Source organism: Aerococcus vaginalis, from assembly GCF_053762225.1.
Genome location: NZ_JBSMYC010000002.1, coordinates 123449 through 136365, shown reverse-complemented (window position 1 = coordinate 136365; position 12917 = coordinate 123449). Strand labels below are relative to the sequence as shown.

Here is a 12917-nt window from a genome sequence, read left to right as displayed (position 1 = left end):
TTCCTCCTATTTCTTCAAAAATGCTTTTGCACGTTCATTCAACACTGCAACTTCTGGATCGTCTAATGACACTTCGATGCCATGCGATGTCGCATCGCCATTCTCATCAACATTCACGTAAGAAATAAATCCTTCGACGTGAATTTCACCGTCAACTTCAAACTTCAAGTACACCCTCACGCTCGTTTGACCCGCATACACGACACGCCCGGTACATTTCACGACACTGCCGAGTTCAATCGGTTTTTCGAATGTCATTTGGTGGATGTTTACCATCACTACATCGTTACCCGGAATATAGAAAGACGTTGCCACAAATCATTCAGCTGCACGGCCTACGAACAGCGTCCCATGATGATTTAGATCTTCCTGAATGACCATACGATAGGTCACAAATTCTTCCGTGTCCATATGACAATCTCCTTCTTTATCATTCATTGTATTAATTCCAATATTAGTTTATTTTATCTATTTCCCTAAAAGCAACTTTTAGCTCGAATACAAAAAAGCACACCAATTCGCGTTGATGTGCTTCGTTATTCATTAAACTAAAATTTGTACGGCGTTGTAGATGTTCAAAAGTAAGATCAAGCCGGTAATCACGGTGTAAATCATTTGGACGCGGTTATCAGTGAGTTTGTTTTGGGTGAGCGATCCGACATAACTACCGAGAATCGCCGCGATCGCAATCGGGATGATGTAGACGAGGTCGTATTCGCCAAATCCTGTCGTTACCGCAATTGTTACGAGTTTCGATAACTGTGCGAAGAAAATCGTCAGAATTGAGGAGAACGCGGCCTGCTTGATCGACATGCCGAACACGAACAGGAAGAACGCCACGTTAATTGGACCACCGCCGATACCGAGGAAGACGGAGAGTGCGGAAAGGATCACACCACTGATGAGAAGCGGCACGTTCCCACTCATATCGAGCGTTTTATTCCCAAAATTGGAGTACAGAATCGCCGCACTGAGTAGAATCACGGTCACGATAATTTGAACGAGGTTCACCATTGCTTCATCGCCGAACGACGCGACGAGCACATTGAATACCTGATTACCGATGATCCCACCGATCACACAGCCGAGCGCAAGCCAAAGCATCTGTTTTACAGGGAAGTGTTTACGTTGCTCACGTTGCTTGGCGATCGAGGTCACAGACATCAAAAATACCGCCACACTTGAGAAGAAGTTGATCATGAATAGCGGGTGATGACCGATCGCATCGAGCACCGGTTTAATGATGACACCACCACCGAGGCCTGCGAGTGCACCGAAGAAGACGGAAATACCAATCACGACGAAGTAAATTAGAAAATACATAAATCCTCCTTGTTAAAAAATCTTCAGAGAGCTTCTGAAGATTATCTTAACTTATTTTTTAATACATCTAAAACCTAAATGACTGCTTGTCGACATATGATCTACACCATTACGTCCAGCCACACGATAACGATGACAGTAAGAAGCATGACAAAGGAAAGAACCACCACGAATTGCGTACTCACCATTTAATGATTCTACTTCAATAGAAAATTTATCGTTATTAAAATCATCTAGTAATGTATAGCGTGGATTACGACACCATTCCCAAACATTTCCGATTGTCTGATACAGTCCCCAATTATTTGGTTCAAATTGTTTGACTGGTGCTGTACCTAGAAATCCGTCTAATTCTTCGTTAACTTTCGGAAAATCGCCTTGCCAAGTATTAGCATGATAAATATTTCCATCTGTTAATTCATTTCCCCAAGGATATTCAGTATTAGTATTCGCCCGGGCAGCATATTCCCACTCTGCTTCATTCGGCAATGTTGCCCCCGCCCAATCACAGAATGCCAATGCATCACGCAATGACACATGAACCACTGGATGCTCCTCTAATCCATGTAGATCACTATCTGGTCCAAATGGATGCGCCCAATTAGCATCCTTAACTGCATGCCACCACGGTGTACCTTGAACATGTGGAGAGACCTCTTGAAGTTTTTCTGACAATAACTTGTGAAAGACAAATGAATAGCCGAGTTTTTCAGCTGTACTTATGTAGCCAGTTTCTTCCACAAACTCTTTGAACTCGGCATTGGTAACCGTGGTATCTGCTATTTTAAAATCATCAACTGTTACTTCTGTACTAGGTCCTTCATAATCTTCAACGAAACCTTTCTCATCATCTGTCCCCATCCTGAATGTTCCACCGCTCATTGGAATAAAATGCATTAATTATCATCCTTTTTAAGTGTTGCAACAATTTGATCAAGTGGAATTTGTGTTAATTCTCCATTATGAACAAATCCTTCTTCGCGTCCTGTTAATATTTCTGTCAATTTCTGTTTTAATTCTTTGATTACTGGCGCATACTTCTTTTGCTCAATTAGATTCTCCATTTCATCTGGATCACGAACCATATCAAATAGCTGATATTCATCGCGTACTGGGAACCAAATAAATTTCCAGCGATCTGTCATGATATATTGACTAGAATCTTCTCCGAGACTGTGTTCACCATGGAAAGATGTACGCCATCCCTCATATTCACCAAATAACAACTGTTTCACGCTTTTACCATCTGTATTTACCTTTTCACCTGTCGCCAAGTCAACAAGTGACGGGAAAATATCTTGAATTTTGATTAACTGTTTTACTTTATGATTTTGAGCAGGAATAAGATTACCTGGATCATAAATAAAAGATGGAATATGAACGCTTCCTTGGTAAGGGTATCCTTTTCTCAGAAGATAATGTTCTCCTAATTGATCACCATGATCAGAAACAAACCAGAAGATGGTATTCTTATCCATTCTAAATTCTTTTAATGCAATCAAAAAGCGACTGATCTGATGATCAATATGACTAATCAATCCGAAGTATCCTGCTAGCATACGCTTCTCGTCATCCGATTTGAGTTTTCCTCGCTTCGCTGTTATATCAGGAATGACATCTTCTACAGTTTCCCAATTTCCAATATGAAGGTCAAACTCATCTGGCAATCGATCCATATACATATTGAAGTAATATTCAGGAGGGTCATACGGCGCATGCGGTTTTTCAAACGACATTTTTAGGAAAAATGGTGAAGTCGGATCACGACGCTGCAAAAATTTTATTGATTCGGTCACCACCCAATTGGTTGGATGCAGACGTTCTGCATATGGCCATGGTCGCGCTTCCCAAGAATTACAATTTAAACCATCATCAATCGAGTCCGCTTCATGACCGAGTTCATTTTTTAGAAATTGTAAATAATCACTTGAATACTCGAATTGTGAGCCGTATGGTTTATCATATTTACGATCAACATGTAGATAGCCATCATGCAGCACGACATGATCAAATCCTAGACGATTACGTGCCGGATATACATGCATTTTCCCTATACACTCGGTTTGATAACCGAGATTACTGAAGGTTTTAGGTAGTGTATGAGTAAAATTCCAAGGTACTTCATCTTCATAACCTACACGTCTAGAATGCTCTTGATCCAATCCCGATAGCAGAGCTGCACGCGCTGGAACACAACTCGGTACTGGTGAATAAGCATTTTCGAAGTTATAGCCTTGTGATGCCATCATATCTAATGTTGGTGTGCTTACGAATTTATCTTTGCTATTGATCGACAGCGCATCTGCTCGCATCTGATCAACTACAATCAGCACTACATTTGGTCTGTCTTGATCCATATTCAAATCCCCCTATAAAAAGAATAACCTTTTGTCACCATCTAAACAAAAGGCTATTTTCCTCTATTTAATTATATAACGAATTGATTATCCTGCGACATCTAAAAGTTCAGTTGCGTATAAAATAATGGATAAGAATAAGAAAATCCAAATAACGCGTGTAGAATTTAAACTTTTACGACCAAGCAACCAATATGCTAATCCTACTAATACGATTGGTACCATCGCTGGTAAAATCTGATCTAACATATCAGCTTGAATAGCAATGACTTTCTCCCCAATTGTTAATTGAAACGGCACTTGTACATTTACAACAGATGGTACTAAGCCACCAACAACAAAAACACCGAGTAGGGTCGCGGACTCTGTAAGATCTCGAAGCAATCCGGTCATATTTGAAACCAATTTCTCACCTTGTTTGTATGCAAATGGTAATTGGAAATATCTCATAATCAAAATTGCAACCGCTACAATTAACCAAATAATAACGCCTGTTGGATTCCCTTCTTGTCCCATATAAGCCGCTAATGCACCAAATATGGCCGGAATTACAGCACCAAATAAAGAATCCCCAATCGCAGCAAACGGCCCCATTAAACTTGTTTTAACTGCAGCAACAGCTTCCTTAGACTCATAGCCATTCTTCTCTTGTAAAGCTAAATCCATTCCCATGATTAGTGCATTCATAAACGGACTTGTATTGAAGAATTGCATTTCTGTCTTCAACATGCCTTTAACTTTTTCATCATCATTTGAATATAATTTTTTTATAGCAGGATAAATTGCATGTGTGTATGCTACATTCATCATACGTTCATAGTTCCAACCTAGTTGTCCACCAAACATATAGCGTAGGCTGATTTGTCGTAAATCTTTTTTAGTTAATTTATTAACTGTTTCTTCATTAGAGTTCATCATCATCAATCTCATCCTCCTCACTCATAGCAGAAGTATTTGCTGCTGCAACATCTGCAAATTGTGTCTTTAATTCATGTTTTTCCTGTAGTTGTTTATAGTGAATGAAAGCAGCTGCTGCTCCTGCAACTGCAACACCCATCATCGGCACATTGAGATAAGCAGCGAGTAAGTAACCTACTAACAAGAAACCAAAGAAACGTTTGACTGGTAAATAATGGAGTAAAATACCAATACCAACAACAGGTAATACAGCCCCAGCAACTTTTAATCCACCCATTAACCAGTCTGGTGCATAATTAAGAACGACGTTAATCACATTATTACCAAAAATTAAACTAATTAATACTGGAATAGCACGAGATAGAGCCATTGGAAGTAGACTTAACCAAGATATAATATTGATTTTATTAAATTCACCGCGATCAATGTAAGTGTCGATACGATGTGAGAAATAAACACCACAAAAACGTGCCAGAATATCAAGCTGAACCAAGAGCAATCCAACTGGTACCGATAGACCTATCGCAAATTCAATTCCCTTACCACTAACTACTCCCAGTGCAGTTCCAATGATAGCTCCTGTTCCGAAGTCAGGTATTGTTGCACCACCAAATGTTCCTACACCTAGAACCATTAATTGGAGTGTTGATCCTACAACCAACCCTGTACTAATATCCCCCATAATGATACCGGCCAAAAAGCCAGCAATCGCTGGTTTACTAAATTGTAATCCAGAAATATATGGGTCAATTCCACCAAGCACTGCTAACAGTGTTAATAGAATCATCTGAGTATATGTAATATCCTGCATTATGATAAGCCTCCTTGCATACATTACGACTTATAATTTTCTCTTCTTTTACAGAATACGCTTTCTTTTTACTAAAATCAATATAATTTAGTAAAGTATATAAAAATATTTTTTTGAAGGATGGCCTTTTACTCGATACAATAGAATAGATATTAAAGTTATAGGAGAAAATTAATGGTTACATTAAAAGATATTGCCAATAAAGCTGGCGTTTCAAGCGGAACCGTTTCTAGGATTTTGAGTAATGACCACAATCTTAAAGTAAGTCCAGATACGAGAAAAAAGGTACTCTGCATCGCTGAAGAGATGCATTATGTGGGACGTAAGATAAAATCAGAGAACACTCTAGGGAAGGTATTATCGATTACTTCACATCGTAAAAAAATCGAAATTTCTGATTTATTTAATCGTTCGCTAATGTGGGGCGTAGAAACTTCATTAAGTAATGCTGGATATCAAATTGATCAAATAACTTTCGAAGCAAAAAGTATAGATTATAGCGAGTACAATGGGATATTAGCTATAGGTGATTTTGATGAGTCAGCACTTCTTTCACTTAAATCTGCTGATATACCAATAGTCTTTCTCAATAGTAATACTCTCGATAGCGATCTAAGTTGTGTCACTATTGACTTCAAAAATGCTGTTAATAAAATCATGCATCATTTATTAAATGAAGGTAATAAGTATATCGGATTGATAGCTGCTAACTCTAACTTCTATCAATCCAAAAATATTCTAGACCCGCGTATTACACATTATATAGATATTGCAAAAGAAAAAGATATCTATGATCCAAAATTTATATTTCATGGGGATTTTAGTATACAAAGTGGCTACCAAGCTATGACTGAAGCTATTGAAAATCTTGGAGAAAAATTACCTTCTGCATTTTTCTGTATTAGCGATACCATGGCAATAGGAGCATTACGAGCACTCAAAGATCACAATATCTCTTCTCCAAAAGATGTTCGTATTATCGGCTTTGGTAATATTGAAATTGGAGAATATATGACTCCTAAACTATCTACTATTGATCCACATCCAGGACAAATGGGACGTAGCGGATCTTTCGTTTTGCAGAATATGATAAAAGGTTCACAACTTTATCCAGTTAATGTTGTAACTAGTACAGACTTGATCATTCGTGAAAGTTAATAGCTTTCAACAATTCAAAACTATAAGTAAAAATGTAAACTAGAATAGACAGAAAGCGCTTTTAGTAGTGAGATAACGATTTAGTTATCTATCTCAATACTTATTGTACCGATAATCACACATTAATGTGTGTCGCACGTCCTAACGAAAAGGAGTACGTATATTATGCCAACAGTTACTGAAATTTTGGGAACGAAATACCCTATCATCTGTGGTGCCATGGCGCGCATCACCACACACGAAATCGCAGGTGCCGTCTCTGAAGCAGGCGGTCTCGGTATCCTCGGTGCGGGTGGTTGGAGTGCCGATCAGCTGCGCGATGAAATTCGCCAAACCAAGGCAATGACCGACAAACCGTTCGGCGTCAACCTCATGCTTCAGATGGATAATATCCCTGAACTCGTTGATGTCGTTATCGAAGAAGGCGTTCAGGTCGTCACAACCGGTGCCGGTTCCCCTGAAAAATATCTGCCGAAGTTAAAAGAAGCCGGCGTCAAAGTCATCCCGGTTATCGCTGCCGTCAAACATGCCACTAAAATGGAAAAACTCGATGTCGATGCGGTCATCGCCGAAGGACAGGAAGCCGGTGGACATATTGGTCAGACGTCCACAATGTCATTACTTCCGCAGATTGTCGATGCGGTCGATATTCCAGTCCTCGGCGCGGGTGGTACAGGCGATGGGCGCTCTGTCGCTGCCATGTATGCGTTGGGCGCACAAGGGATTCAAGCCGGTACTATTTTCCTCACCGCTGAGGAGTGCCCCGTCCCAGATAGCTACAAGCAGATGGTGTTAGGCGCAAACGACACCGCAACAATCGTCACTGGGCGCCGCTACCGCGATCCCGTGCGCACCATCTCGAACAACCTCCAGCTCGCCTACTACGATAAGGAAATGGCCGGTGCTTCCAAAGAAGAGATGGCTGAATTCGCCGCAGGTTCTCTCTCGCGCGCCGTATTCGAAGGTGATACCATGAACGGCTCTGTCATGGCTGGTGAAATTTCCGGAATGATGAAACAAATCCGACCTGCCAAACAAATTATTGAAGAATTATTTGCGGAAGCTGAAAAAGTCGCTGAAGGATTGAAGATTACATACTAGTAGTGAGGAAAGAGACGCCTGAAGAGGTGTCTTTTTTTGTGCGAACAAGAACGCCCAGAGTCTTCATCACTCTGAGCGTTTCGCTATCTATAATCAATTATTCAACCTTCAACAAATCTTCATTTACTGTGATTTCTCCTGCTTTGTCTCAAGTAACATCCGCAAAGGTATCCGTATTAGTGATCACAACCATGACGGTATCATCGTAACCTTTTGATTTAATGAGATCACGATCGAATTCGCAAATTTTGTCGTTACGTTTGACGCGATCCCCTTGTTCACAGAAGGCTTTGAAACCTTCTCCGTTCATATCGACTGTTTCAAGACCGATATGAATGAGTACTTCATCCCACTATCTGATTTAAATCCGAAGGCGTGATTGGAAGCATAAGTGACTTCAACTGTGCCATCGACAGGCGCATAGATCGTACCATCGCTTGGACGAATTGCCATACCTTTACCTACTAATTCATTAGAGAAAAATTCATCATTGACATCTTTCAGCGGAATGACGTCGCCAGCTACCGGTACACTAACGGTCATTGCTTTGGCATCATCGCTAACCGTTTCACCTTTCGTCTTACACATGTGCATGTAACCGTACGCATATGTCGCGATAAAACTGATCACTGACTGATCACGACACCGAATAAGAATGCAACTATACTCTGTGGTGCGATCGAAATGAAGCCGATCACTCCGGCAGAACCGAGTGCGATCGCTAAAACATGGAAGTAGCCGATAAATACTGACGCAATCCCAGACGCCACCATCGCGATAAAGAATGGGAATTTGTGGCGCAAGTTAACACCGAAAATGGCAGGTTCAGTAATTCCGAGCAAAGCAGAAATACCAGCAGAGAGGGAGACACTCTTCGCTTCCTTGTCACGTTGGAGTAGTGACATGGCAAGTGTGGCACCACCCTGCGCGACGTTCGCCATCGCTGCGACTGGGAAGATAAAACTACCACCCGTTTGCGCGATGTTCGACAATAAACTCATTTCGATAGCTGGGAAACTTTGGTGTAGACCGGTAATAACGATCGGTGAATAGAACAGACCGGGAATTCCGACACCTACTGCGCCAAATGTCGTGTACGCCCAAACTAATCCTGTATTAATCTCGTTACCTACCCATTGCATAACCGGTCCGATCACGGAGAAAGTCAAGAAACCGGAAATAATAATCGCAAGCAACGGACTCAAAATGAAGTCTATCGCATTTGGCATAATCTTGTGGAAGAAGTTCTCCAGTTTCGCGAGCACGAATGCGACCACGAGTACCGGAAGCACCGATCCCTGATAACCAGCTTGCGAAATCTCAAGACCGAAGATATTCCAGGTCAAAAAAACTATCAATAAAGTCAAAAAAGCCATGCGCGAACTCGACTATTATCCAAATTCGATGGCACGTTCCCTGCAAGGTAAAAAAAAACCAACTCATCGGTTTAATCTTCCCAACCGTGGCAAATCCGTTCTACGGTGAGTTGATCAATTTGCTCGAAGAAAAACTATTCAACATGGAGTACAAAACGATTCTCTGTAACAGTGCGAGCGACCGTGAAAAAGAGAAAAACTATCTCTCGATGCTTTCAGCCAACAAAGCCAACGGCATTATCGCCGGCGCACACAACTTAGAAATTGATGAGTATCAAAAGCTCAACATGCCGATCATCTCATTCGATCGTTCGCTTGCCGATACCATTCCAATCGTCAGCAGCGACAACTATCGTGGTGGGGCTATCTTGCGGCAGAATATCTCTACCAACAAGGGGCCAGACAAATCGGTATCGTGACCGGTTCTCAGAACTCCGACTCACCATCGAATGATGATTAGATTGCTACCTCGATTACCTAAAAACTCGAGGACTCGAACCACACGTCTTCAAGGTCGGTGCCATTTCTCAAAACCTAACCTTGAAACGGATGGAATTAGAGAAACTATTGGATCATGAAAACCTCGATGGTATCTTCTGCACCGATGATCTCACAGCGTTGATGATTTATAATCTGTGCAAAGAACGCAACATCAGCGTCCCAGACGATCTAAAACTCATCGGTTACGACGGTACAGCCTTCATCAAAGACTTCTGCCCTTATTTCCCAACCATCGAACAACCGATCAAAGATATCGCGAGTATCCTCGTCGATCTATTAATTAAACGAATTAATGATGTCGATGCGCCGCTGGATAAGAAGTATGTCTTGCCTGTGAGAGTGCATTATCCTGAACTCAATTAAAAATTAACAAACAGTCATGAATGCGTCATGACTGTTTGTTTGTGTAAACAAAAACTCGAAAGCCTGGTAGGAGACTTTCGAGTTTTTAAGGAATAACAATTTGGTAAGCGTAGTTGTTAGTTGTTTTGCTTCTTCGCAGCGTATTCTGCGTTACGTTTCTTCATTTCACGTGCGTACCAGATGAACAATGCGAGGTAGATTGCGATTGCAATAACTGCGTAAATGATCATCTTCATATCACCTGTTGTCGCATTACCGAAGAAGTAAGCCACGAATTTTTCGATCGGGCCTTCAAGTGTTGAGTGTGAAATCAATGAACTTGCTGGCAAGTTTTCTGGGAAGGCGCCGACTGATTTTGCCATTTCTGTAACTGCTGGCGCAATCAATGTACCAGAGTAAAGGAATGCTGGTAATAATACCGCACCGATAACAATCATGCGGATAATTTTACCACGTGTAACGACCAACAAGGCTGGCGTTAATCCCATGGCGATGATACCACCGAGTGGCAAGATACCATTCTTAGGCAAGATCAATGCTTCGAGCAACATGATTGGTGCTAAAACGTTAGCACTTGCCCAGATTTCGGCACGACCAGCGATAAACGGCCAGTCCAAACCGATGTTGAATTGACGACCTTCAAAGTGTTTTGTTGCGAAGTTAGTAACCCCTTGTGAGAGTGGTTCTACAGATTCAATAAACCATTGACCGATAACAGAGAACAACTCCAAGCAGACACCGGCTGTAAATCCGAGCGTTAACATGTCTTTGATTGGAATACGTGCAAGGATACCAACAAAGAAGCCGAGGTAGATACCGATAGCGAACTTAGAACCCCAGAAACCGATTTTGTTATTCAAGGTTGCTGAGTCGAAGTCGTAACGGTCAAGCCAGAAGAACGTCTTGTCATAGATCTTATTCAAGAACATGGCAATTGGGTTCATCATATAGTTCATGTGTGTCGTTGTCATTGGGTTGCCGTCTGGCGCATCCAACAAGTCATTGAAGGTTGGTTTCATCAAGTCGGAGTTAATAATCTTCAATACCCCGATGAATACAACCAACAATGTGGTCCAGAATAAGTTTGCTCCCAAGAACATCGCAAACAAACCGGTAATGGATAAGTGCCAAATATCGAAGATATCGACGTCAAACGTATTGGTACGTTTGGTAAAGATCATTACAGCATTCACGATTAACAGTACTAACATGAAGTATAGCGTGTATGGAGAACCCCAAGTGATTGTTGCGAGTGGTGACCATCCAACGTCAGTAACGTTCAAACTAAGTCCAGTATTCGCAACGAATTCCTGTAAAGCATTAGAGAACGAGGTGGTCAAGATATTCATGATTGCCCCAACCCCGGTAATCGCGATACCGAGTTTCAACCCACCAGAGAGTGCCTTACTGAATTTCACGCCGAATGCCCAAGCAATTAACGTCAGCACAATCGTCATCATCGGTGCCGCACCTAGTTGGATTAGCGGATCCAATATCTTATTGGCAAAAGATACAAAAGCGTCCACGATGTCACATCCTTTCTAGTCTATTCAGTGACTACTGTAACGTTTTGATGATGCGTTCAACTTCATCGTAAACAGGTTTTGCCATTGCTGGTACACGGTAGAGAATAGCCCCTGCATCAACAACTGGAATCGGCACTTCAAAAGAGAAGTCAGATTTGGCAATCTGAGCAAAGATATCGTATTTCTCCAACATTTCTTGGTTAACATCCTTGATCATGTGTGCATCCACAGACACTTGGTAACCACGGTTCTTCATTTCTTCTTCGATTGCGTTTTTGATTTGGTGACTTGAGTTAACACCAGCACCACATGCAGCTAAAATCTTAATCATTTTGAGTTCCTCCTATATATATCTTTCTAAAATTTCTCATTCAAAAATCGGTAAATCTTTTCCGTATCTTCCATTGCGAATAATTCGCTGACTTCTTCGGCTGATAGGCGATTAATGAAGTCCATAATCTGCGCTAGAATATTCACCTGTGCTTCAGGATCCTGATTCAAAATCATAAATGCCATGCGAGCTTCAACGGTGTCATCTGGCGTGATCATGTTGTGGAAAGTGATCGGTTGTTCGAACTTAATCGGCACAATTCGCGTTGTCTTCACATAATCTGTTTCAGTATGCGGAATTGCAATATCCTCATAATCTGGATTAATTGGTGATAGATCCATACCTGTCGGATAATTATTCTCTCGTTCGATAACCTTTGTACAGAAATCTTCTGTGACTAAATCTTGTTTGAGAAGTTTCTTTCCGACAGTTTCAAACATTTCTTCTTTCGTCTTTGCTTGACTAATGAATACTGTTTCTGGATAAAAGAGTTGTTCTGTTGCCATTGCTATCCTCCTTTGGCTTATCTTGCATGAATTATTATAAACTCTAAAAATGAAACCGTCAACATCGAACATTAAAAATAAACATTTTTAAACAATTTTAAATAAACAAAACCCCAGAAACAATCCTTCTAACCGTTCCTAGGGTTTCTCATTTGCTACTTGATATTATTCCTTTCAATTCCTTTTATGTCTAAGAGTAAATACACTTCCCACTACTACTAAAGATAATCCAATCCCTACACCAGCTGTCAGCACACCCGTTTGAAGTAGATATGATTGAGATAATACACTTTCTGTCGTTTTATCATTTTCTATATCTTGGTTGTGCGTTTCATCTGAATGAGAATTTACCAACTCTTTAGGCTCATGGTCAATCACTACAGGCATATGCGTATCTATTGAGGATGCTTCTTTGATAACTTCAATCGCTTCTCTTGACCCTTCGATAATATCAGCCTTTTCGATATCATCAATCCATTGATTATCAACAATATCATGTAGAATTTCTACATCATTTGCCTGCCCATTCTCAGCCGAAGCGCTAGATTGATCACCATCGGTCCTTGATGGTATCTCAGGAACTGTCAAGCCTGGAATATCTTCCACTTCTTCAATTTTAGTATATTTTTGCCTAAATTGTATATAT

At 40.9% G+C, this 12917-nt stretch carries 14 protein-coding genes and 2 pseudogenes; 4 read left to right on the top strand and 12 right to left on the bottom strand.

The features are described from left to right. Nucleotides 1-6 precede the first annotated feature (6 nt). The 6 genes from ACWOEX_RS02860 to ACWOEX_RS02835 form a co-directional block, all read right to left on the bottom strand. Nucleotides 7-315: a hotdog domain-containing protein gene (locus tag ACWOEX_RS02860; RefSeq protein ID WP_455297815.1), complete on the bottom strand. Its 309-nt coding sequence runs from the start codon at nt 313-315 to the stop codon at nt 7-9. Nucleotides 316-543: 228 nt separating this feature from the next. Further along, complete coding sequence (locus tag ACWOEX_RS02855) at nt 544-1323, bottom strand: sulfite exporter TauE/SafE family protein (protein WP_455297814.1); 780 nt, start codon at nt 1321-1323, stop codon at nt 544-546. Nucleotides 1324-1374: 51 nt separating this feature from the next. After that, the gene (locus tag ACWOEX_RS02850; RefSeq protein ID WP_455297813.1) at nt 1375-2220 is read right to left on the bottom strand and encodes a formylglycine-generating enzyme family protein; all 846 of its coding nucleotides are present in this window, start codon (nt 2218-2220) and stop codon (nt 1375-1377) included. Next, nucleotides 2220-3680 (bottom strand): arylsulfatase, encoded by a 1461-nt coding sequence (locus ACWOEX_RS02845; RefSeq protein ID WP_455297812.1) that lies wholly within the window; start codon nt 3678-3680, stop codon nt 2220-2222. Before ACWOEX_RS02845 ends, ACWOEX_RS02850 begins: the two co-directional genes overlap by 1 nt. A gap of 87 nt (nt 3681-3767) precedes the next feature. Next, nucleotides 3768-4598 (bottom strand): PTS system mannose/fructose/sorbose family transporter subunit IID, encoded by an 831-nt coding sequence (locus ACWOEX_RS02840; RefSeq protein ID WP_455298162.1) that lies wholly within the window; start codon nt 4596-4598, stop codon nt 3768-3770. Next, nucleotides 4585-5409: a PTS mannose/fructose/sorbose/N-acetylgalactosamine transporter subunit IIC gene (locus tag ACWOEX_RS02835; RefSeq protein ID WP_455297811.1), complete on the bottom strand. Its 825-nt coding sequence runs from the start codon at nt 5407-5409 to the stop codon at nt 4585-4587. Before ACWOEX_RS02835 ends, ACWOEX_RS02840 begins: the two co-directional genes overlap by 14 nt. Nucleotides 5410-5583: 174 nt before the next feature. Between ACWOEX_RS02835 and ACWOEX_RS02830 the strand changes: the two genes are divergently transcribed. Together ACWOEX_RS02830 and ACWOEX_RS02825 are read left to right on the top strand one after the other, a co-directional pair. After that, nucleotides 5584-6567, top strand: coding sequence for a LacI family DNA-binding transcriptional regulator (locus ACWOEX_RS02830; protein WP_455297810.1), 984 nt, complete (start codon nt 5584-5586; stop codon nt 6565-6567). Nucleotides 6568-6732: 165 nt separating this feature from the next. Then, nucleotides 6733-7668 carry a nitronate monooxygenase gene (locus ACWOEX_RS02825; RefSeq protein ID WP_455297809.1) on the top strand — a complete coding sequence of 312 codons (936 nt, stop codon included), beginning with the start codon at nt 6733-6735 and terminating at the stop codon, nt 7666-7668. Between the two features lie 148 nt (nt 7669-7816). On the opposite strand, the pseudogene ACWOEX_RS02820 reads toward ACWOEX_RS02825, so the two are convergent. Together ACWOEX_RS02820 and ACWOEX_RS02815 are read right to left on the bottom strand one after the other, a co-directional pair. Further along, nucleotides 7817-8211: pseudogene (locus ACWOEX_RS02820) on the bottom strand (PTS sugar transporter subunit IIA). Between the two features lie 83 nt (nt 8212-8294). Then, on the bottom strand, nt 8295-9044 hold the full coding sequence (locus tag ACWOEX_RS02815) for a PTS transporter subunit EIIC (RefSeq protein ID WP_455297808.1): 750 nt from the start codon (nt 9042-9044) through the stop codon (nt 8295-8297). On the opposite strand from ACWOEX_RS02815, the gene ACWOEX_RS02810 reads away from it, so the two are divergent. Both ACWOEX_RS02810 and ACWOEX_RS02805 read left to right on the top strand, forming a co-directional pair. Further along, nucleotides 8936-9463 carry a hypothetical protein gene (locus tag ACWOEX_RS02810; protein WP_455297807.1) on the top strand — a complete coding sequence of 176 codons (528 nt, stop codon included), beginning with the start codon at nt 8936-8938 and terminating at the stop codon, nt 9461-9463. The two genes, ACWOEX_RS02815 and ACWOEX_RS02810, sit on opposite strands and share 109 nt — an antisense overlap. Nucleotides 9464-9521: 58 nt before the next feature. Then, nucleotides 9522-9908: pseudogene (locus ACWOEX_RS02805) on the top strand (substrate-binding domain-containing protein); the annotation flags it as partial. Nucleotides 9909-10024: 116 nt separating this feature from the next. Here ACWOEX_RS02805 and ACWOEX_RS02800 read toward each other — a convergent pair. The 4 genes from ACWOEX_RS02800 to ACWOEX_RS02785 all read right to left on the bottom strand — a co-directional run bounded on the left by ACWOEX_RS02800 (nt 10025) and on the right by ACWOEX_RS02785 (nt 12859). Next, nucleotides 10025-11434, bottom strand: a complete 1410-nt coding sequence (locus ACWOEX_RS02800; RefSeq protein ID WP_455297806.1) for a PTS galactitol transporter subunit IIC — start codon at nt 11432-11434, stop codon at nt 10025-10027. Between the two features lie 31 nt (nt 11435-11465). Beyond that, nucleotides 11466-11765, bottom strand: a complete 300-nt coding sequence (locus tag ACWOEX_RS02795; RefSeq protein WP_455297805.1) for a PTS sugar transporter subunit IIB — start codon at nt 11763-11765, stop codon at nt 11466-11468. A 26-nt stretch (nt 11766-11791) separates the two neighbouring features. Next, nucleotides 11792-12271, bottom strand: coding sequence for a PTS sugar transporter subunit IIA (locus tag ACWOEX_RS02790; protein WP_455297804.1), 480 nt, complete (start codon nt 12269-12271; stop codon nt 11792-11794). 174 nt (nt 12272-12445) lie between these two features. Continuing rightward, a complete protein-coding gene (locus ACWOEX_RS02785; protein ID WP_455297803.1) occupies nt 12446-12859 on the bottom strand; it encodes a hypothetical protein in 414 nt (137 codons plus the stop codon). Nucleotides 12860-12917 lie beyond the last annotated feature (58 nt).

Coding starts and splice junctions, on each gene's coding strand:
- ACWOEX_RS02855 (WP_455297814.1), bottom strand. CDS start 1,323: ATGTATTTTCTAATTTACTTCGTCGTGATTGGTATTTCCGTCTTCTTC.
- ACWOEX_RS02850 (WP_455297813.1), bottom strand. CDS start 2,220: ATGCATTTTATTCCAATGAGCGGTGGAACATTCAGGATGGGGACAGAT.
- ACWOEX_RS02845 (WP_455297812.1), bottom strand. CDS start 3,680: ATGGATCAAGACAGACCAAATGTAGTGCTGATTGTAGTTGATCAGATG.
- ACWOEX_RS02840 (WP_455298162.1), bottom strand. CDS start 4,598: ATGATGAACTCTAATGAAGAAACAGTTAATAAATTAACTAAAAAAGAT.
- ACWOEX_RS02835 (WP_455297811.1), bottom strand. CDS start 5,409: ATGCAGGATATTACATATACTCAGATGATTCTATTAACACTGTTAGCA.
- ACWOEX_RS02830 (WP_455297810.1), top strand. CDS start 5,584: ATGGTTACATTAAAAGATATTGCCAATAAAGCTGGCGTTTCAAGCGGA.
- ACWOEX_RS02825 (WP_455297809.1), top strand. CDS start 6,733: ATGCCAACAGTTACTGAAATTTTGGGAACGAAATACCCTATCATCTGT.
- ACWOEX_RS02810 (WP_455297807.1), top strand. CDS start 8,936: ATGCGACCACGAGTACCGGAAGCACCGATCCCTGATAACCAGCTTGCG.
- ACWOEX_RS02815 (WP_455297808.1), bottom strand. CDS start 9,044: ATGGCTTTTTTGACTTTATTGATAGTTTTTTTGACCTGGAATATCTTC.
- ACWOEX_RS02795 (WP_455297805.1), bottom strand. CDS start 11,765: ATGATTAAGATTTTAGCTGCATGTGGTGCTGGTGTTAACTCAAGTCAC.
- ACWOEX_RS02790 (WP_455297804.1), bottom strand. CDS start 12,271: ATGGCAACAGAACAACTCTTTTATCCAGAAACAGTATTCATTAGTCAA.